Origin of the sequence: Paenibacillus sp. E222 (assembly GCF_013401555.1) — a bacterium.
Classification (GTDB): Bacteria; Bacillota; Bacilli; order Paenibacillales; family Paenibacillaceae; genus Paenibacillus.
Genome location: NZ_CP058552.1, coordinates 1,202,641 through 1,222,320, shown reverse-complemented (window position 1 = coordinate 1,222,320; position 19,680 = coordinate 1,202,641). Strand labels below are relative to the sequence as shown.

Sequence of the window (19,680 nt, the reverse complement as noted above, 5' to 3'; positions counted from 1 at the left end):
CTCGTTAGACCAGGTGACAAGCTACAAAATGTTGAGATCCAACATCACGATATTCTGGTACTTGTTGTTTGCAAATATCAGTCGCCAGCGGACATCGCGTATGAAATTTGCAGCCGGACGGTGGATTGGCTGGACTCGGAATGTCCCCTTTCAGGACAATTCGCTCACGACGCAACGTTGGATCCGGTATAGGAACTGCAGACAGCAGCGCCTTGGTATATGGATGAAGCGGATTGCGAAACATTTCTTCCTTGCTTGCCATCTCTACCATGGAACCAAGATACATAACCCCGATACGGTCACACAAATGCTCCACCACACTAAGGTCATGGGAAATGAAAAGATAGGTAAGCTGTTTCTCCTGTTGCAGATCACTCAATAGATTTATAATTTGAGCCTGAATAGATACATCCAGGGCGGATACAGGCTCGTCCGCTACGATAAAATCAGGATTCATAATCAATGCCCGAGCAATACCGATACGCTGTCGTTGTCCGCCGGAAAATTCATGTGGATAACGATCATAATGATAGGCCGCAAGCCCGCAAATTTTTAGTGTCTCAATGACTCTGTCCTTCACTTCACTCCGGCTACACAGGCCATGGTCAATAAGAGCCTCACCAATGGCTTCGCCTACCTTGATTCTTGGATTAAGCGAACTAAATGGGTCCTGGAACACAATCTGCATTTTTGGTCGAAGGGAACGCAGCTTCGTTTTATCCAATGCATGTATGTCCTCACCCTTAAACACAACCTTGCCATCCGTCTTATCCAACAAACGAAGGATTGTACGACCAATCGTACTTTTACCGCAACCGGACTCGCCTACAAGTCCGAAAGATTCACCTTTATTAATCTGAAAAGAGACGTCATCTACGGCTCTTACGTTTCCAACTACCCGTTTAAATACTCCGCCAGTGATTGGAAAATATTTTTTGAGATTTTGTATCTCGATCAATGCCTCAGCCATACTATTTCGCCCCCTCTTCATACAACCAGCAAGCAACTTTATGGCCAGTAGCGTCAGTATGTAGAGGTGGTTCCTTCTCACGGCATACATTCATACAAAACTCACATCTGTCGTGGAAGTGGCAATTCTGGCCCAATTCAATAGGATTAGGAACCTGACCCGGGATGGAATACAGTCTATCCTGCTTCTGATTGATCACTGGCTTGGCTTTTAACAAGCCCTGTGTGTATGGATGCTTGGGTGACTTGAACAGCTCGTAAACCGAAGCCTCTTCAATCACTTTACCTGCATACATGACAACCACATAATCGGCCATTTCTGCAACGACTCCTAGATCATGAGTAATTAGCATAATGGACGTATTTATTTTATCTTTGATGTCACGCATCAAGTCCAGAATCTGAGCCTGAATCGTAACATCCAATGCAGTTGTCGGCTCATCAGCAATTAAGAGTTTAGGATTGCAACTCAGCGCAATTGCAATCATAATTCGTTGCCTCATGCCACCACTGAGTTCATGCGGATAAGAATCATATATTTTCTCAGGGCGAGGAATTCCCACCAATGTAATTAACTCGATCGCGCGCGCCTTTGCTTCCTTACGGCTCAACAGTGTATGGAGCAATATGGGTTCGGTAATTTGCTCTCCAATCGTCAGTACCGGATTCAGAGAGGACATCGGTTCCTGGAAAATTACAGATATATCATTACCACGAATTTGACTCATATCACCTTTGCTAAGCTTCAGAAGATCCTTGCCTTCAAACAATATTTCCCCGCCCGCAGGAGGGGTATCCACGAGGCGCATCAGAGACATCGCTGTAACACTTTTTCCGCAACCTGATTCACCCACAACACAGAGAGTCTCTCCTTCACGGATATTGAAACTCACGTCATCGACGGCTTTCACGACTCCAGCAGAGGTATGAAAATGCGTTTTGAGATTACGGAATTCAACTAAGTTTTTTGCCATATCGCATCTCCTACTTCTTCATTTTTGGATCAAGCGCATCACGCAGTCCGTCACCAATCAAGTTAATCGCTACAACCGTTATTAATATGCATATTCCCGGAGGAATCCAGAGCCATGGTCTTTTACGGAATTCGATAATACCGTTCGCCTCAGAAATCATATTCCCCCAGGATGGAGTTGGTGGAACTACCCCAAGTCCCAAATAACTTAGCGCAGATTCAGCCAAAATTGCAGAAGCCACACCCAGCGTAGCGGATACAATAATAATTGGAACAGTATTGGGAAGTAAGTGTCTAAATATTTTACGCCGATCGCGTAATCCTAGTGCCTCAGTAGCTTGCATAAACTCTTGCTCCCGAAGCGTTAGAATCTGTCCACGAACCAGTCTTGATAGACCCGGCCACGACAGAACACCCAGAATCAGCATCAGAAAATAAATCCGGTCCTGTGGAGGTACCTTCAAATCAGACAACAACGCCCCTAAAATGATTAGAAGAGGCAGCGTAGGAATCGACATAAAGATCTCAGCAATACGCATGATAAATGAATCAATAAATTTTCTGTAAAATCCCGCCAAGGCACCGAGTGTGGCGCCTAAAACAACTGAAATAACGGTAGCGACCACTCCGACCATAATCGAGATCCGGCCAGCCAACATTACGCGCAGTAACACATCGCGACCCAACTTGTCTGTTCCCAACCAGTGCGCGCTGCTCGGTGATTGGTTTTTATCTATTACCTTATAATCGTTTATGTTATACGGAGAGATCCACGGTCCAAAGAAACAAATGAGAACCATCAATACAAGTATTAAAAGTCCTGCTAATGCGAGCCGATTCCGGGAAAAGCGTCGTACTGCAATCCGCCAAGGAGAATCGGGCTGCTGGACAGGAACCTGTGCTTTCGATTTTAGTGGTGCAGCCTCAAGTGACAATGATATCTCCTCCTACTTCAATCTAATTCTGGGATCTGCTACCCCATAGAGAACATCCGACAAAAGCGTACCTAGAAGGGTCAACGCAGCCATAAAGATAGTGAATCCAAGCATAAACGGATAATCACGCATCGTTATGGACTCCAGATAGACCTGTCCTACGCCTGGCCATACAAAGATTTTCTCAAGGATAATAGCTCCACCGAACAGAGCTGGCAATTCAAATCCCATAAGAGTGATGGCAGGAAGCATGGCATTGCGAAGTGCATGTTTAAAAATAACTGTTCTTTCCTTCAATCCTTTTGCACGGGCTGTACGAATATAATCCTGACGGATGACCTCAAGCATACTCGTTCTGAAATAGCGAGTAAGGCTTCCTGTACTTAACATTGTTAAGACCAGTACCGGCATAATAGCATGATAACCGATGTCCATAATCATGTCCCATGTAGATCCTGTTTGACCAGCTGTAGTCATTCCTCCGACAGGCATCAACCTGAGATCAATTGCAAGGAACTTGATTAGAACCAATCCTATAAAAAAGGATGGAAGAGACATACATAAAAATACAGCCATGGTGACTATTTTATCGAAAAACGAGTATTGAAATTTAGCTGAAAATACACCGGTAAAGATTGCTATGATCCATGAGAGAATCAAGCTCAGAAAAGCGATGATAAATGAATTCCACACATAATCCCCGATAACGTCCGTGACCGGACGTTTGTGTTGTAACGAATCGCCCATGTTACCGGTAAGCATGTTACCCACCCAAATAAAGTACCTCTCTACAGGGCCCTTATCTAGTCCGTAAATTTCTCTTAACTGCGCTGCCTTTTCTGCTGTCATACTCGGGTTTTGCTGAGCCGTAATATAATCACCTGGAACCAATGTTGTGATCGCGAAGACAATGATTGTAATTCCGAGCATTGTCGGAATCATTTGCAGCAGCCGCCGGATAATGTACTGCTTCATAATATTCCTCCTGGGTCAGAAGTGGATAAGCTCAGCTCTGGCGAGAGCTGAGCTTATCGATTTCATGTTGATATTCTTATTGTTCCAGTTCTGCTTTGTACAGATCTACTACAAACTTTTTATAAGGAGTAATATCCAAGCCGTTCACACGACCGTTGATTGCCCAGCCATCTCTTCTTTGATACATCAGAATGTCTGCAATATCCTTATTCAACTCTTGATAGGCTTTTGCATAAATTTCTTTACGTTTCTCAAGGTCAAGTTCTCTTTTACCTTGTTTCATTAGATCATCATAAGTTGTATTGGAGTATTTAATACGATTTTGTGCTCCATTTGACAAATAAACTGTCGAGTCGGGATCAGGCGTCAACCCCCATGCCATAAAGTACATATCGAAATCGCCTTTGTCTGTTTTATCCAAGATTGCGTTAAAATCTAGTGTTTCTGCTACAATATCAATTCCCAGTTCTTTATAGTTTGCTGTCATAATTGGCAGGATAGCATCTACAACAGGGTTCTCGGATGTACCGGAAAAGTCAATTTTAAATTTCTCTCCGTTTTTCTCACGAATACCGTCGCTTCCTACAGTCCATCCAGCTTCATCCAGCAGAGATTTTGCTTTTTCGATATCGAATTCATATTTCTCGATACCTTCATCTGTATAAGCCCAGGATTGCTTCGATTGAGGAACGTTGATAACATCTGCGAATTTACCATAAACGGCTTCTACAATCTCGGCACGATTCAAACCGTATACAAGGGCTTGTCTTACTTTAGGATCTTTAAATTTTTCTTTTTCATGGTTCATACCAATGTAGCCATATCCATTAGTAGGGAAGATATTGATGTCCAGGAACCCGAGTGCTTGCAAAGCTTCTACGTTATCTTCATCTACTGTGACCATATCCATATCGATTTCACCAGTTTCGAGCATAGCCAGTTTAGTCTCGTCTGTAGTGGACTTGAAGATGACATTTTTGATTTTTGGGGCACCAGCAAAATAATTCTCATTGGCCACCATTGTTACTTCTTGACCTGGTTTGAAAGAAGTCAAAATATATTGACCCGTACCCAGTGGTTTATCATTCAGAGCTTTAACCGTCTCTACGTTACCTTGTTTATAGTCCTTACCATAGTAATGTTCTGGGAGGAAAGCTATGCCACCCAAAAAATCTTTGGTCAAGGCAGTCACTTCAGTGACTTCAACTTCCACTGTATTATCATCAATGATTTTTACACCAGAAATTTCATTTGATTTTCCATCGTAATACTCTTGTCCACCTTTAATTGAATAGGACAATGGATCAGAAGAGCCGTCATAGCTCTTGTCATGGAGAACTTTCAATGCGAAGTAGAAATCTTTAACCGTCGCAGGTGTACCATCTGTGTAAGTTACGCCTGGCTTCAGCTTAAAGGTGTACTTTAGACCGTCATCACTGACATCGATGCTTTCAGCAAGGTACGGCGAATATGTCCCGTCACCATTAATGGTCTCAAAACTGTCAAACACCAGCAGGTTGATCATATCATCGTAAGCTGAGTCCTGAAATAAAGGGTTAAAGACCCCTTTAGGTGAGGTGGTACCTACAACTAATGTGTCTTTACGGTTTGTAGCGGTTGATGGATTCAGCGACATGTCAGTTGCTTCAAATAGACCATCGTTTTGAGTCGAATCTTCCGGAGTCGGATTCTCAGTCTGCGTTTCTGTTTTCGGTGTGTCTCCTGGAGTTGGTTCAGCGCTCTCTCCACTAGAACATGCTGCCAGTACAGTTACCAACATTAGCATGATGACCAGCATTAAAGAAAATCTCTTCTTCATGAAAATCCCCCTCGAAAGTTTTCTGATTTCTCACTTCTAATAAATTATCTGGATATAAATATCCATGAATAATTACGCATATTGGCTCATGCTGTGAAATCTTGATGTAAACTATCTAGGAATGATGGATTTAGACCGATGGTCAATTAATACTGACAATTCCTAGCGGGATTATAACGCAAAATAATTAATGTAATCATACGTGTAAATTTAGGTGACGTCAATGCTTAATTTGAGATTTATGGTATAAATGTTTTTTATAGCACAGTTTTGGGTATTGTTATACGTTAAAGGGAATAAATCAAGGGATTTTAGAGCCAATTGGATGCTTTTGATGGTAGAGTTTGAATCTTAAAAATACCGATTATCTAAATACATGACATTATCATTACACATGTTGTGTAGTTATATGTTAGAAATGTAGATATAACAAACTATTATGTTAGGTATGAGGGAATTGTGGAGGTCTTATTTCGTTTGGAAGTGAAATTGATTTCTATCCAAATTCTGTACTTTTAGAGGTGTAAATTAGATACTACTAAAGGATTGGAGTTAAATTTCTAGTTATTATAGTATAGTTTCATTTAATCGCTCATGTAAAGAACAAATTGTCATCTTTTATCATTTATTTTACAAAAGCAAGCAAAAAGCCCTGCAAAATGCAAGGCTTTTCTAATATTTATACATATACATGTATATATAATATCCTATTTACTGTGTGTCCGGTGGTCTTTTCCCACGCTTCAAATCGTTGATACTTAAACCAAAGTCCATCTGCAAGTGAGGATAATCCGGGAAGTTAGCCCAATCTCCGCCCCACGTAAACCCTAGTTCTTTGGCAAGCTCCACAACTTCCAGCCAATCGGCCTTTCCATTGCCATTATCATCACGTTCCATATCCCACACTACATCTCCTTCAGGAGTCCGCAGTGCAAAATCAATAGCCAAACCATAGTTGTGATAGGACTCTCCCCCTTTGGCGTTGGTAACGATATTTCCGGCAATGGAACGTCCTTGATTATAGAGGGCATCTTGTTCCTCCATGCTGCGAAAATCATGTGTAATCACGACTTCAATTCCTCGTCTAGCCGCCTTTCGAACCAACAACTTCTCACTTTCCGCAACTAACGGGTGCAACCCTGTGATCGGCACTGTTTCTTGTTCGTTGGTTTGTGGCCATAGATCATAGGTATCTCCTTTTTGCTGTAACCATACATATATAATGGAAAGCAACAACGTAGCTGCGATCCAAAATCGCAGACTACTCTTGCGTCTCTGTTTTACTTTACGTTTGGATGTATTCATGCTCTCTCCTGATGGTGGAATCTGTATTCGTTCATACTCACGCTATCTGATATCAGCAATAATAGACTCTATTATAAATCATTTACGCCCGAATTGCTTCTCTATCGCCGCAGCTCCTTACGATATCCAATTACTAGGAGAGAACTACCTGAATGTATTCTAGGATGCAAAAAAGCAGCCGGCTATAAGCCGACTGCTTTGTATCCATGCTGAGTAAGACTACTCAGTTGTGTATGGCAGCAATGCGATTTGACGGGAGCGTTTGATGGCAATCGTCAGCATGCGTTGATATTTAGCGCTAGTACCTGTTACACGGCGTGGCAAAATTTTTCCGCGCTCGCTGATAAATTTACGAAGCAAGTCCGTATCTTTATAATCGATGTGAGTAATTTTGTTAGCTGTGAAGAAGCACACTTTACGACGTTTGTTACGGCCGCCACGGCGAGCCGGTCTTTTATCGTTGTCTCCGCCTTCTCTTTGCTTGAAGCTCATGCTTTTCAGTCCTTTCCTATCGTTTAGCCAATCACTCTAAGAGTGTCGGCTCACGTTAAAATGGCAAATCATCATCCGATATATCAATCGGTTTTCCGTCATCGGAAAAAGGATCCTGATTGTTGCTACGCGAATTGTTGTTATTGTTCGCGCGCCCGCCGCCTCCGTAAGAAGGCTCTTCACGCATTGGTTGCCCACCGCCGCCACCGTTATTATCACGGTTAGCTGACTCCAAGAAACGGACGTTATCGGCAATGACTTCGGTCACGTATACACGTTTTCCTTCGTTATTCTCGTAATTCCGTACTTGAATGCGTCCTTCGACTGCAGCTAGGCGTCCTTTGCGCAAATAGTTTGCACAAGTCTCAGCAAGCTGTCTCCAGGTTACGACCGGAATGAAATCCGCTTCCCGTTCTCCCCCTTGGCTTGTAAACGGTCTGTCCACTGCCAAAGTAAATTGCGTTACAGCTACTCCAGCTGGAGTATAACGCAACTCAGGATCCCGGGTTAACCGGCCGATCAGAATGACACGGTTCAACAATGTAATCCCCTCCTTCAGAGCGTATTGGTGCGTTGATCACGAGTTATCGTCTTAAGCAGACTTAACGTCGTTTGTAATGAGATAACGAATTACTTCGTCAGAAATCTTCATGAGACGCTCAAGTTCAGTAACTACTGCTGGTTCAGCAGTGAAGTGTACCAATACATAAACACCATCACGGAATTTCTTGATCTCATACGCAAGACGGCGTTTACCCATAACGTCGTGAGCTGTAACTTCACCACCGCCGTTGGAGATGATGCCTTGGAATTTATCGACTGTAGCTTGAACAACTTCTTGCTCAACGTCAGGACGAATAATGTACATCACTTCATATTTGCGCATAATTTTCACCTCCTTATGGACTCTGGCCCTCAATCTAGGTTGAGAGCAAGGAACGAGCACAAACTCGAACTATATTAATATAACAAAAATGGCGTCTCAATGCAAGCAAACGTTCCCTCTTCTTATTACACATGATCATAACTCCAATGGAGCACACTACAGAAGCAACATTCAAATCCATTATGCCAAGGAGGTTTTATCATGGGTGAAAAAACCGAGTTTGAACCAGGAGACAAAGCTCCAAACGATGGCGAATACACCGAGGTTGGTGAGAAGAGCTTTCATACGGAGATTAACAATCCGAAACGGGTAACTCTCCAAAAGGGTGAAGCTTTCCCTGAAACAAGCAATCAGAATCGCAAGTGGAAAAAGCTTACCAAAGCCCGCGTCCACTAAAGCGTAAAGTTTTTTTTCAGACTGCTGTATATAAAACGTACTAATGCACATAATACAATCAGGCGATGCACGAGAGAGGTGTGGTTCCGTTGGACAACGAAGCCGAACATTCACTGTTGGAGATTCATCACGTAATTTAAGAAGCAAGATGGTTGTGTGTAAGGCTTTGTCTGAAGCACGAGTATTGCTACCTGCAGTACACCAAGTTTCTGATCGTTACGACCGATTGTTTCCTAACAAACCGAATGCATCGCCGGATGAAGAGCCCTTAGGGGCTCTTTGTTTTTTTAATTACAAATGATTATTAGACAACAAAATTAAAAATAAAAGACCTTCCATCTGGAAGGCCTTTTTGCATGTATAGAGCTCAACACACGTTGAGTAAGTTGTTCAATTACAATTTCAGGCAAGATCTATTAGTGGCGGAAAGGGTGGGATTCGAACCCACGCACGCTGTGACACGCCTAACTGATTTCGAGTCAGCCCCCTTGGGCCTCTTGGGTACCTTTCCGCAGCAATAATGATTATAGCATGATCATTTACAGAACGCAATACCTCAGCTATGCTTACATGTAAACGTTATTATGGAGTGCGAAAAGAGGAAACATTAGCCGCATTATTCCATTAGGATTCAGTCGAATCCTCTGCCGAACGAAGCACTTTTTTCATGTTTTTCTCGAATTTCGCTCTGGGAATTAATACGCTGTGTTTACACCCTACACACTTGATGCGAATATCCATACCCATCCGGATAATCTCCATTTCATTGCTACCACATGGATGCTGCTTCTTCATCTGCACAATGTCCCCAAGCTGGAAAATTTTACGCTCCACCTATGCCATCCCCCTCATCCTTCTCCTGAGCTGCTGCTTGCTCTAATGCTGCCCGATTGCTCATCTCATGATACTCCAGTGTTTTCTTCACATCACTCTGAATTTGACGCTCTACAGATGCTCTGGAGTTCGGCAAGCACTCAGCAACAATGCGAACCACATATTCCGAGGTAGACATCGACTGGATACCAAGCACGTCAGGTACTTTAACGATGTTCAGATCACGATCCTCAATTCCAGTCAATGCTCTTTTCACCAAATGCACTGACTCGTCCAGGGTCTGCTCACCCTTCATCGGAATATCCACAACTGCAAGGGAATTCGACATTGAGAAATTGGTTACACTTGCAATCGTACCATTTGGAATGATGTGCACCTCACCTTGCCAGCTAACCAGTTTGGTCGTTCTCAGGCCAATGACCTCAACCGTTCCTTTATAGGTACCTGTTTGAATAACATCGCCTACCGCGAATTGATCCTCCAATATAATGAAGAACCCGGTAATAACATCCTTAACCAAGCCCTGAGCACCAAAACCGATAGCCAGTCCAAGTACTCCCGCACTCGCTAACAATGGTCCAACTTTGACATTGATCTCAGATAACAGTAACAGAATCATAATGAAATTACATGTTATGGAGGTCGCATTTTTCATCAATTCTCCAACCGTTATAAATCTCCGCGGATTGACGCGAATCTTGCCTTCCTGCTTACGTGCCATCGTGCGATCTATAATACGTGATACAATCTTAATCACAATACGCGTAATAATGAAAATAATAACGATGCGGATCGAACTGAACAGAATATTAAACCACATATCTGCATCAGCGACTTTATCCCATAATCGGTCTGTCCAGCGAACTGCACTATTTATTGTTTCTTTCACATCCGGGCTAGTATCATTCTGAGCAAACTTAAATGGCAACATAGATCAAACCTCCTCTACATGGGTATGTTATCATAGCTGTCAGCGGTTTTGAAATAGAGGCCACGGATCTCCACAAATTCGTTACGAATGATCTGCTTCACTCTCTCCAGATCTTCTTTTGGAAACTGAATACATAGAGCACAGCCCGCTGTGATCTCTTTCGGGGTAGGAAATAAGTCGATCTCAATCTCGGCAAACTCCAGCAGCATTTCTGCCCGCAGCGCCTGCTGGGTGGAATCAAAAGCAATCAGCATCCAATCATCAATCCACTCGTCCATGTCCGGCCCCTTTCACATTACATTCATCCCTTTGAAAAAGCTTGTCCCCACGAAGTATAAAACGTTCTATCCTTCCATATACTGTTACTACTATCTCCAAGGGAAAGGATAGATCCTATGAATCCCATTTCACATTCCTTCTCATCTCAAGACATGGCTAGCCTGAAAATCCCACATACAGATCCAGGCATTCACTCAGCCATTATTCATCGTTTAATGTTTCATCTCTATAAAGCCCATTCTTTGCAAAATGTAGTTGTCGTCTGTATCGGTACAGATCGCTCTACGGGGGACTGTCTTGGTCCACTCGTCGGCTCGTCGCTTGCCAAGTGGGACAGCCCTCTATTCCATCTCTATGGCACATTGGATGAACCCGTACATGCAATGAACCTGCAGGACACCCTACACAAAATACACACCACACATCACAACCCTTATGTGATCGGCATTGATGCCTGTCTCGGACAGTCTTCGAGTGTTGGATGTATCCAGGTCGTGAATGGACCGCTCAAACCAGGAGCGGGTGTAAATAAAGAATTACCGCCGGTCGGCGATATCCATCTTACAGGTATCGTTAACGTCGGCGGCTTTATGGAATACTTTGTTTTGCAGAACACACGTCTCAGTCTCGTCATGCGCATGTCCGAGATTATATCCAGCAGTCTCTACTCCGCCATTCGCGAATGGCATACCCGTTCTACTCTGCTTGCTGTGCCAGAGTAATGGCTTCCTTTTCCTCAGGGGAAAGAGTATACGTGGACTCTCCCCCTTTAAGAGGTTTGGCATATACATAGGAACCATCTCGATTATAGATACCGGTGAGTACCATACCGTCCTGGCTATCGTTAACCATCGCCATGGAGAAACTTAGGTCACTGCCAAGCTCCCCATAAGCGTTGTACCGTTTCACGCCCACTTTCCCCTGAATACGGGTCAGCTTCTGCATGACAGCCTGTAACTGATCCGTTTGCAGTGTATGCTCATCCTCAATGCTGTCCATCTGAATTTTCAGATTGATTAACAGCGACTCCAGATCTTCCACTCCACTGCCAGCCATCATGGCCTCATATTTCCGTTTAAACTTCCGTAGCTTTGCGGCCTGAGCAATACTTATGATAAGCAAAATCACCAAAAGTAATGCCATGCCGCCAATAATCCATATCAGCTGTTCCAGAATCAGCTCATTTAATTCAGCCATGTAGTGCAACTACCCCTCTGTTGGTTTGTTCAGGTTAACGTTTGTAGCTTCAAACGTACTCCAATCATCGATCCATTTCAGCCAATTAAAATCATCCAAACACTCTAATGTAACCCTCAAGCATACCCTTATTATTCACCAGGTAACCCATACGGTTAATCACTCGTTTTGGCCTCTTGCCTCTTTTGCTTTTTGCTTCTTCAAGCCATTGAAATTCATGTTTTATTCGAGCTGATTTATACCGATTTCGATGCTGTTAACTCGATAACCGCTTCGATCAACGCATCGACATCTTCTCTTGATGTACTATACCCCACACTCGCTCTGACAGCCCCACTTGCCGTGGTTCCAGCCGACTCATGTGCAAGAGGTGTGCAATGAAAACCTGAACGCACAGCAATGCCATAATTTCGATCTAATTGAAATGCGAGTTGAGCCGAATCATATCCTTCAACAGTAAAGGATAACAATCCGGTACGAGCCTGTCCAATTTCAGGACCAAGCATTCGAATCCCATGTACTGATGATAACCCATCCATCATATGCTGAGTCAAATCCCACTCCTGTTTATATATGAATTCAGGCGTCAGTTCAAGCACATGCTGCACTCCCGCTGCCAAACCTGCTATACCCACGGTATTCGGCGTACCCGCCTCATAACGATCAGGACGAACAAGAGGCTGCTCAATCGCCTCGGATTGGCTTCCTGTCCCTCCGTGAAGCAGTGGTTGCACATCCAGCTCAGGAGCGATGTACAGCCCACCCGTTCCCTGCGGTCCCAACAGTCCTTTATGCCCTGGAAAGGCAAGCATATCGATCCCAAGCTGCTTCACATCCACAGGAATAATTCCAGCACTTTGAGCAGCGTCAACAAGCAACGTCACCTGATGTTTTTGACACATCAGCGCAATTTCACCAATGGGCAGAATACTCCCCAGCAGGTTCGAACTATGCGTGCAGACAACCAATCTTGTATTGGAACGAAACAACCGTGCGAATTGGACCAGATCGATCTGCCCGGCAGCATTAACAGGTACATAATCAACCTCTACATTACGAGATCTGCGCATGTACTCCAGAGGCCGTCTTACTGAATTATGTTCAGCCATCGTAGCAATGACGTGGTCGCCTTCTCTTAACCACCCTTGAATAGCTAGATTCAAAGCTTCTGTGGTATTAGAACCCAAAGCAATATCATTGGCATTACGAACACCCAAAAGAGTGGATATCGCTTTTCTGGCACCAAATAAAACTCGGCTCGCCTGTACAGCCATTCGATGACTGCCTCTGCCCGGGTTCGCCCCTGCCACATCCAGAGCCTTCATCATGGCTTCCCCGACAGCAGGTGGCTTAGGCCAAGATGTCGCTGCATGATCCAGATAGATAACTCCCTCCACCTCATGACCACCTCTGTCCCTAATTGATCGTTCTGTCTGAGTGAATTCCCTATAAACATCCCTATAAACAAACAATGACATATCGTTTCTCCATGGTACAGAGGCGATATGTCATCACATGAAAAAGCCCCGCATGTTGTTCATCGATCTTGGAATCATGACTATTATTGTAACAGTTCCAACAGTCGCTCCAGATCTTGTTTGCTGTAGTAGTTGAGCTCAATTTTGCCTTTATCTTTGTTATGCTTAATTTTCACCGTTGTTTTGAACCGTTCACGTAAAGATTCTTCCAATGTGTCAATAAATGGATCTTTTTTCTTTAACTTGGATTTGGCTTTCGCTTCACCCGTTTTGGAACGATCCAATTGTTGAACAGCCTCTTCCAGTTCACGTACACTCCATTGCTGATCAATGGTTTGTTTTGCCAGCTGCTTCACAAGGCTCTCATCTTTAACACCGACGATAGCACGTGCATGTCCCATTGACAATGTTCCACGTGAAACATGATCCTTCACTTCTTCCGGCAATGATAACAAACGGAGGAAGTTAGCGATGTGAGAACGTGACTTACCTACCTTTACGGAGAGTTCTTCTTGGGTTAATCCGAATTGGTCCATCAGTCCCTGATAAGCAACTGCAACCTCCATCGCATTCAGATTCTCCCGCTGCAGGTTCTCGATTAAAGCAATCTCCATAACCTGCTGATCACTGAAATTACGAACGACGGCAGGCACAGTGGCATTACCGCAATATTGGGACGCTCTGAAACGCCGTTCACCAGCAATGATCTCATAACCTCTCAAAACAGGACGTACAATAATAGGTTGTATAACACCATGTTGACGGATGGATTCAGCGAGTTCATGTATTGCATCCTCATCAAATACTTTACGAGGTTGGTAAGGGTTAGCCCGCAGTTGACTTATCGGGATTTCTACGACTTTATCATCGTCATTAATTGAAAGCGAAGGAATGAGGGCATCAAGACCTTTTCCAAGCCGCTTACTCATAAGAAATCACTTCCTTTGCGAGCTCTAAATAAACTTCAGCCCCTCGGGATCGAGGATCATACGTAATGATAGACTGACCATGAGAAGGTGCCTCACTAAGCCGCACATTGCGCGGAATAATGGTCTGATACACCTTTTGTTGAAAATACTTCTTCACTTCTTCAATGACTTGAATGCCCAGATTCGTACGAGCGTCAAACATCGTTAGCAATACCCCTTCAATCTGCAGGGATGTATTCAGATGCTTCTGCACCAAACGAACCGTGTTGAGCAATTGGCTCAACCCTTCGAGCGCATAATACTCACACTGTATCGGAATGATCACCGAATCGGAAGCTGTCAACGAGTTGATCGTTAACATGCCTAGGGAAGGTGGACAATCGATCAGTATGTAATCATAGTTTTTTTTCACCATGGCGAGTGATTTTTTCAGGCGAACTTCCCGTGATATCGTGGATACCAGTTCAATCTCGGCTCCGGCAAGCTGAATCGTTGCAGGTATGATATGAAGGCCTTCAATCTGAGTTTCCACAATCGCTTCCTGAGGGGGAACTTCATTAATGATGACATCATATATACAATTGGCCACATCTGCTTTGTTGATTCCGACTCCGCTGGTTGTATTCCCCTGGGGGTCAATATCGACTAGCAGCACCCTTTTCCCGAGCGAAGCCAGTCCTGCACCCAAGTTAACAGATGTCGTCGTTTTCCCCACACCGCCCTTTTGATTTGCTACGGCCATAATCTTAGACAATTACTTCACCTCAAATAAAATAGGAGTCTTTTCTTGTAGGTTGTGAGCTACAGTTAACAAAAAGCAGGTGGCTATCATCCACACAAACATCAACTACCGTTTCTTCATGGTGCTATTCTACGCTGTTCATGCCACTCTCAACTTTATAGACAGAAAAAGCGGCCCATTGCCGCCTTAAGCTTCAATCATTTGCGTTTCGGGATATGGATAACGATCTCGTAATGGTCCTCATGGTCCGCTTCCTTGGTTTTGATGTCTAGACCGGAGCCCGATACCATATCAATAGATTGACGAATCGTATTAAGTGCAAGTCTAACGTCCTTCGTGAAGGAGATACGTCTGGATTTTTTGATCTTCGAGGCTTCCTTGTAAAAGGCAACCCGCGCTTCCGTTTGTTTTACATTCAACTCTTTATCAATAATCTCGCCGAGCAATTTCATTTGCAACTCTTCCGTATCCAACGAAAGCAAAGCTCTGGCATGACGCTCCGAGATCTTACGTTCCATCAAAGCTGTCTTAATGCCCTCCGGAAGCTGTAACAACCGGATTTTGTTGGCGATCGTCGACTGGCTTTTGCCTAATCGCTGCGCAAGACTTTCCTGTGTAAGTTGGTGCAGGTCAATCAATTTCTGATAAGCGACAGCCTCTTCAATGGAAGTGAGTCCTTCACGCTGCAGGTTTTCGATCAATGCGATGGACGCTGCCTGAGAGTCGTTGAATTCACGTACAATGGCCGGAATATGATCCAAACCAAGTTTTCGAACTGCACGCCAGCGACGTTCCCCGGCGATAATTTCATATGATCCATTTCGTACGCGGACGACAATCGGCTGTATTACGCCATGTGTCTTGATCGTCTGCAACAACTCATCAATTTTATCATCATCAAAAATAGTACGGGGCTGATATGGGCTGCTCACAATTTCATTGACCGGAATTTGTTTAATCTCATCTCCGTTATTGCGCTCCGCCAAACCAAACAACTTCGAAAATTGTTCTTTCATTCCGTATATTACCACCTAGTTTCGTAATAGCTCCCGCAAGGTGCAGGTGCTTCTTATTCAATATGCGACCCGTCCAAATGCTGTCGTTCTTCGAATAAGTTTTGCCTTCCATGACGCTTTCTGTAGCCTATACAATCATGCTCAAAAAATCTATCTATACATATAATCTATGATCGCTGTAATCCAGGACCGGATACTTCTATTCTATCATCTTTTGTTCCATAATCCTATGTTTACCTATTCTTTAAACTCTCCTAATTTTCCTGCTTTTTCTTCATGAACATTAGCCATATGACTGCTTGGACACAATAAGATATAGAGAATCTTTGTAGACATGACCTGCTCATAGTAGCTGCGTTATGTATTCGTTGGATACCCTGTAAAATGGTTTTTCACATAACAAACTCAGTAGCAGAAAAACCCCTTCCTTCGTGTCTTCCTATTCTATAGCTATTAGTATTACCGATGCTCTTCCTCTATCCATAAGTCAATGACCTTCATTCAAGAATAGCTGTAACAAGAAAAATAGTTTTTCATCAAGAAAACTTCTACGCCAAAATAAATATTATCGATTCCGTTTTTCTCTGCTCTATGTGATCGGAATAATGTAGATGCTATCTAAGCCTAGATAAAAAAATCAAAAAAAAAGAGGATGTTTCACGTGAAACATCCTCTTTCCTCTTATTGAAAGTTCTTCATTAAATAAACGAAGAATGATCATCTTACAGTTTTAATACATACACACGTTGAGCGCCAAGAACTATACCAAAGGTGTTTTTAATGGTGTTCCTGGTTTACGTGGATATTTAAATGGTGTCTTATCAAACTTCTGAATCAGAATGATATGACGTGTCGATTCTTCAACAGGTAGCTGGAACGGATGAACTGCTTTTACCCGTCCTTTCAGCTGGTTAAAGCTGAATTCAGCTTCCTTCATTTCTTCGCGCGGGTCTCCGCCCTTCATTGCAGCGAATAATCCGCTTTTGCGAACAAATGGCAAACAGAATTCGTTAAGCACCGCTAGCTTAGCAACGGCACGCGCAGTAACGAGGTCGTAGCTGTCACGATATCCTTCTTTGCGTCCAAGTTCCTCCGCACGTCCATGAATCAATTCCACATCGGTCAAGCCAAGTGTATCCACAACATGCTGCAGAAAGCCGATACGTTTATTTAGCGAGTCAATGATGGTCAGCTTGATATGCGGAAAACAAATTTTAAGCGGTAGTCCTGGGAAACCAGCCCCTGAACCAATGTCTGCAAGTTTGTTTACCTTCGACATATCTGTATAGAATGCCAGCGATACCGAATCATAGAAATGCTTTGTATATACTTGTTCACGTTCGGTAATCCCGGTTAGATTCATCTTCTCATTCCAAGCTACCAGCTCCTGAAAATACAACTCGAATTGCTCCAACTGGCGTTCATCCAGCTCTAGTCCATGTTTCTTCAGGCGCCGTTGTAGCTGCTGTTGAATATCGTCCATTATTGTCCCCTTGCTGCGGTTACACGGTTATAATGCTCCAGGTAAACCAGCAGAATGGAGATATCCGCAGGTGTAACCCCGGCAATACGGGACGCCTGTCCTATCGAGATTGGACGAATCGTAGCGAGCTTCTGCTTTGCTTCCATAGCAAGGCCATGAATTTCGTCATATATAATCGTATCCGGAATTTTCTTTTTCTCCATTTTTTGCAAACGTTCCACGTGGATCAATTGTTTCTCAATATAACCCGCATATTTAATTTGAATTTCCACTTGCTCTTTCATATCTGCAGTCAGTGCCACCTCGGATGGGGAGATCTGCTCAATAAAGTCATACCCAATTTCTGGGCGACGCATCAATGTCAGAAGTGTGCTGCCATCCTGAATCGGTGTAGAACCGTTCTCTTCCAGCTTCGAATTTACTTCGACAGGGCGAACCTTTGCTGCCTTCAGACGAGCAACTTCCTGCTCTACTTTTGCCTTTTTATCAAGGAATTTGGCGTAACGCTCTTCAGAAATCAATCCAATATCATGACCAATTTCCGTCAAACGCATATCGGCATTATCATGACGAAGCAACAAACGGTATTCTGCACGGGAAGTCAGCAGACGATAAGGTTCATTCGTACCTTTGGTTACGAGATCATCAATCAGTACACCAATGTACCCTTGGGAGCGATCAAGTACGACAGGCTCTTTACCCTGTACTTTACGTGCAGCATTGATGCCTGCCATTACGCCTTGTCCTGCCGCTTCTTCATACCCGGAGGTACCATTAATCTGCCCTGCTGTGAACAGACCTGGCAGACGTTTCGTTTCCAATGAAGGCCACAACTGTGTAGGCACCATCGCATCATATTCAATAGCGTAGCCGTTACGCATCATTTCTACTTTTTCCATACCCGGAATTGAACGAAGGACCGCCAATTGAACATCCTCTGGCAGACTGGTGGACAGACCTTGTACATAGTATTCGGATGTATTTTTGCCTTCTGGCTCCAGGAAAATCTGATGCTTCGGCTTGTCGCTGAAACGCACAATTTTGTCCTCGATCGATGGGCAATAACGCGGTCCGGTACCTTCAATAACACCTGAGAACATTGGAGCACGGTGAAGATTATCATTAATAATCTGGTGTGTCTCCACAGACGTATACGTCAACCAGCAGGGCAGCTGCTCATTATCGGAAGATTCCGTTTCATAAGAAAAGAACTTCGGCTCGTCATCACCTGGCTGAATTTCCGTTTTGCTAAAATCAATCGTATCCTTATGCACACGCGGTGGTGTACCTGTTTTAAAACGAACCAAGTCGAAACCAAGCTCACGCAGATGTTCGGATAACTTAAGTGAAGGCTGCTGATTATTTGGACCACTCTCGTACATCAACTCACCCATAATTACTTTACCGCGCAGATACGTACCTGTTGTCAAAACAACAGCTTTGGCCCGATACTCTGTACCCGTCTGAGTAACCACACCTACACAATGTCCATCTTCAACGATCAGGCGATCAACCATGCCCTGACGCATCGTCAGGTTGCGTTCATTCTCCATCGTTTCTTTCATCGTATGCTGGTAAGAGAATTTATCCGCCTGAGCACGAAGTGCATGCACGGCAGGTCCTTTACCCGTGTTGAGCATTCGCATCTGAATAAAGGTCTTATCGATGTTCCGTCCCATCTCTCCACCAAGTGCATCAATCTCACGTACCACATGTCCTTTTGCCGGTCCCCCAATAGATGGGTTACAAGGCATGAAGGCCACCATATCCAGATTGATGGTAATCATCAATGTTTTCGAACCCATACGAGCTGCAGCCAGTGCCGATTCCACACCAGCATGTCCTGCCCCAACGACGATTACATCATAACTACCGCCATCAAAAGCCATTCCAGTTTACCTCCTTTTTGCCGCCGCACGCCTGAATTCATGCAAACGATCAATTTTTTGTAAAAATGATGAAACACTCTCCGCGCTACACGGAAAGCATTTCGATCTATATTAAGCCATCAAGTCTATAAGTACTTCAGACATATTCGCGG

21 protein-coding genes and 1 tRNA gene are annotated in these 19,680 nt (G+C 43.8%); 2 read left to right on the top strand and 20 right to left on the bottom strand.

The genetic code is table 11. The features are described from left to right. Positions 1-4: 4 nt before the first annotated feature. The 9 genes from HW560_RS05530 to rpsF form a co-directional block, all read right to left on the bottom strand. On the bottom strand, positions 5-970 hold the full coding sequence (locus HW560_RS05530) for an ABC transporter ATP-binding protein (protein ID WP_090902680.1): 966 nt from the start codon (positions 968-970) through the stop codon (positions 5-7). Position 971: 1 nt separating this feature from the next. After that, entirely contained in the window at positions 972-1,943 is a 972-nt protein-coding gene (locus HW560_RS05525) for an ABC transporter ATP-binding protein (RefSeq protein WP_090902678.1), read from the bottom strand. A 10-nt stretch (positions 1,944-1,953) separates the two neighbouring features. Further along, entirely contained in the window at positions 1,954-2,877 is a 924-nt protein-coding gene (gene opp4C / locus HW560_RS05520) for an oligopeptide ABC transporter permease (protein WP_090902676.1), read from the bottom strand. Between the two features lie 12 nt (positions 2,878-2,889). Beyond that, a complete protein-coding gene (locus HW560_RS05515) occupies positions 2,890-3,852 on the bottom strand; it encodes an ABC transporter permease (protein ID WP_090902674.1) in 963 nt (320 codons plus the stop codon). A gap of 76 nt (positions 3,853-3,928) precedes the next feature. Beyond that, positions 3,929-5,671, bottom strand: a complete 1,743-nt coding sequence (locus tag HW560_RS05510; protein ID WP_090902672.1) for an ABC transporter substrate-binding protein — start codon at positions 5,669-5,671, stop codon at positions 3,929-3,931. Positions 5,672-6,382: 711 nt separating this feature from the next. Then, the gene (locus HW560_RS05505) at positions 6,383-6,976 is read right to left on the bottom strand and encodes a M15 family metallopeptidase (protein ID WP_179262277.1); all 594 of its coding nucleotides are present in this window, start codon (positions 6,974-6,976) and stop codon (positions 6,383-6,385) included. A gap of 219 nt (positions 6,977-7,195) precedes the next feature. Then, positions 7,196-7,468, bottom strand: coding sequence for a 30S ribosomal protein S18 (gene rpsR, locus HW560_RS05500; RefSeq protein WP_062327715.1), 273 nt, complete (start codon positions 7,466-7,468; stop codon positions 7,196-7,198). 55 nt (positions 7,469-7,523) lie between these two features. Beyond that, positions 7,524-8,009 (bottom strand): single-stranded DNA-binding protein, encoded by a 486-nt coding sequence (gene ssb / locus HW560_RS05495; RefSeq protein ID WP_024629535.1) that lies wholly within the window; start codon positions 8,007-8,009, stop codon positions 7,524-7,526. A gap of 51 nt (positions 8,010-8,060) precedes the next feature. Then, positions 8,061-8,354: a 30S ribosomal protein S6 gene (gene rpsF, locus HW560_RS05490; RefSeq protein ID WP_024629534.1), complete on the bottom strand. Its 294-nt coding sequence runs from the start codon at positions 8,352-8,354 to the stop codon at positions 8,061-8,063. 201 nt (positions 8,355-8,555) lie between these two features. On the opposite strand from rpsF, the gene HW560_RS05485 reads away from it, so the two are divergent. After that, positions 8,556-8,750: a YjzC family protein gene (locus HW560_RS05485; RefSeq protein ID WP_024629533.1), complete on the top strand. Its 195-nt coding sequence runs from the start codon at positions 8,556-8,558 to the stop codon at positions 8,748-8,750. A 420-nt stretch (positions 8,751-9,170) separates the two neighbouring features. Here the strand turns inward: HW560_RS05485 and HW560_RS05480 are convergent. From HW560_RS05480 to HW560_RS05465, 4 genes are all read right to left on the bottom strand, one after another. Continuing rightward, positions 9,171-9,261: transfer RNA gene (locus HW560_RS05480), tRNA-Ser, on the bottom strand. Positions 9,262-9,374: 113 nt separating this feature from the next. After that, a complete protein-coding gene (locus HW560_RS05475; protein WP_090902668.1) occupies positions 9,375-9,584 on the bottom strand; it encodes a DUF951 domain-containing protein in 210 nt (69 codons plus the stop codon). After that, complete coding sequence (locus tag HW560_RS05470) at positions 9,574-10,515, bottom strand: mechanosensitive ion channel family protein (protein WP_179262275.1); 942 nt, start codon at positions 10,513-10,515, stop codon at positions 9,574-9,576. Before HW560_RS05470 ends, HW560_RS05475 begins: the two co-directional genes overlap by 11 nt. Positions 10,516-10,529: 14 nt before the next feature. Continuing rightward, a complete protein-coding gene (locus HW560_RS05465) occupies positions 10,530-10,793 on the bottom strand; it encodes a putative Se/S carrier protein (protein WP_029880815.1) in 264 nt (87 codons plus the stop codon). Positions 10,794-10,910: 117 nt separating this feature from the next. Here HW560_RS05465 and yyaC point away from each other — a divergent pair, with 117 nt between their 5' ends. After that, positions 10,911-11,516 carry a spore protease YyaC gene (yyaC, locus tag HW560_RS05460; protein WP_024629529.1) on the top strand — a complete coding sequence of 202 codons (606 nt, stop codon included), beginning with the start codon at positions 10,911-10,913 and terminating at the stop codon, positions 11,514-11,516. Here yyaC and HW560_RS05455 read toward each other — a convergent pair. The 7 genes from HW560_RS05455 to mnmG form a co-directional block, all read right to left on the bottom strand. After that, positions 11,491-11,991, bottom strand: coding sequence for a DUF4446 family protein (locus HW560_RS05455; RefSeq protein ID WP_090902664.1), 501 nt, complete (start codon positions 11,989-11,991; stop codon positions 11,491-11,493). The two genes, yyaC and HW560_RS05455, sit on opposite strands and share 26 nt — an antisense overlap. 236 nt (positions 11,992-12,227) lie before the next feature. Next, a complete protein-coding gene (locus HW560_RS05450; RefSeq protein ID WP_090902663.1) occupies positions 12,228-13,388 on the bottom strand; it encodes an aminotransferase class V-fold PLP-dependent enzyme in 1,161 nt (386 codons plus the stop codon). A gap of 164 nt (positions 13,389-13,552) precedes the next feature. Further along, positions 13,553-14,398 carry a ParB/RepB/Spo0J family partition protein gene (locus HW560_RS05445; protein ID WP_024629526.1) on the bottom strand — a complete coding sequence of 282 codons (846 nt, stop codon included), beginning with the start codon at positions 14,396-14,398 and terminating at the stop codon, positions 13,553-13,555. Next, positions 14,391-15,152 carry a ParA family protein gene (locus HW560_RS05440; RefSeq protein WP_024629525.1) on the bottom strand — a complete coding sequence of 254 codons (762 nt, stop codon included), beginning with the start codon at positions 15,150-15,152 and terminating at the stop codon, positions 14,391-14,393. Before HW560_RS05440 ends, HW560_RS05445 begins: the two co-directional genes overlap by 8 nt. Positions 15,153-15,337: 185 nt before the next feature. Further along, positions 15,338-16,156 (bottom strand): nucleoid occlusion protein, encoded by an 819-nt coding sequence (gene noc / locus HW560_RS05435; protein WP_090902661.1) that lies wholly within the window; start codon positions 16,154-16,156, stop codon positions 15,338-15,340. 760 nt (positions 16,157-16,916) lie between these two features. Further along, positions 16,917-17,639 carry a 16S rRNA (guanine(527)-N(7))-methyltransferase RsmG gene (gene rsmG, locus HW560_RS05430; protein WP_179262273.1) on the bottom strand — a complete coding sequence of 241 codons (723 nt, stop codon included), beginning with the start codon at positions 17,637-17,639 and terminating at the stop codon, positions 16,917-16,919. After that, positions 17,639-19,528: a tRNA uridine-5-carboxymethylaminomethyl(34) synthesis enzyme MnmG gene (mnmG, locus tag HW560_RS05425; protein ID WP_090902659.1), complete on the bottom strand. Its 1,890-nt coding sequence runs from the start codon at positions 19,526-19,528 to the stop codon at positions 17,639-17,641. Before mnmG ends, rsmG begins: the two co-directional genes overlap by 1 nt. Between the last annotated feature and the right edge of the window lie 152 nt (positions 19,529-19,680).

Excerpts from the sequence above, each read along its gene's own strand:
- HW560_RS05530 (WP_090902680.1), bottom strand. The coding sequence starts at position 970 with ATGGCTGAGGCATTGATCGAGATACAAAATCTCAAAAAATATTTTCCA.
- HW560_RS05525 (WP_090902678.1), bottom strand. The coding sequence starts at position 1,943 with ATGGCAAAAAACTTAGTTGAATTCCGTAATCTCAAAACGCATTTTCAT.
- HW560_RS05510 (WP_090902672.1), bottom strand. The coding sequence starts at position 5,671 with ATGAAGAAGAGATTTTCTTTAATGCTGGTCATCATGCTAATGTTGGTA.
- HW560_RS05470 (WP_179262275.1), bottom strand. The coding sequence starts at position 10,515 with ATGTTGCCATTTAAGTTTGCTCAGAATGATACTAGCCCGGATGTGAAA.
- yyaC (WP_024629529.1), top strand. The coding sequence starts at position 10,911 with ATGAATCCCATTTCACATTCCTTCTCATCTCAAGACATGGCTAGCCTG.
- noc (WP_090902661.1), bottom strand. The coding sequence starts at position 16,156 with ATGAAAGAACAATTTTCGAAGTTGTTTGGTTTGGCGGAGCGCAATAAC.
- rsmG (WP_179262273.1), bottom strand. The coding sequence starts at position 17,639 with ATGGACGATATTCAACAGCAGCTACAACGGCGCCTGAAGAAACATGGA.
- HW560_RS05465 (WP_029880815.1), bottom strand. The coding sequence starts at position 10,793 with ATGGACGAGTGGATTGATGATTGGATGCTGATTGCTTTTGATTCCACC.
- HW560_RS05505 (WP_179262277.1), bottom strand. The coding sequence starts at position 6,976 with ATGAATACATCCAAACGTAAAGTAAAACAGAGACGCAAGAGTAGTCTG.
- HW560_RS05455 (WP_090902664.1), bottom strand. The coding sequence starts at position 11,991 with ATGGCTGAATTAAATGAGCTGATTCTGGAACAGCTGATATGGATTATT.
- HW560_RS05445 (WP_024629526.1), bottom strand. The coding sequence starts at position 14,398 with ATGAGTAAGCGGCTTGGAAAAGGTCTTGATGCCCTCATTCCTTCGCTT.
- rpsF (WP_024629534.1), bottom strand. The coding sequence starts at position 8,354 with ATGCGCAAATATGAAGTGATGTACATTATTCGTCCTGACGTTGAGCAA.
- rpsR (WP_062327715.1), bottom strand. The coding sequence starts at position 7,468 with ATGAGCTTCAAGCAAAGAGAAGGCGGAGACAACGATAAAAGACCGGCT.
- HW560_RS05515 (WP_090902674.1), bottom strand. The coding sequence starts at position 3,852 with ATGAAGCAGTACATTATCCGGCGGCTGCTGCAAATGATTCCGACAATG.
- mnmG (WP_090902659.1), bottom strand. The coding sequence starts at position 19,528 with ATGGCTTTTGATGGCGGTAGTTATGATGTAATCGTCGTTGGGGCAGGA.
- HW560_RS05485 (WP_024629533.1), top strand. The coding sequence starts at position 8,556 with ATGGGTGAAAAAACCGAGTTTGAACCAGGAGACAAAGCTCCAAACGAT.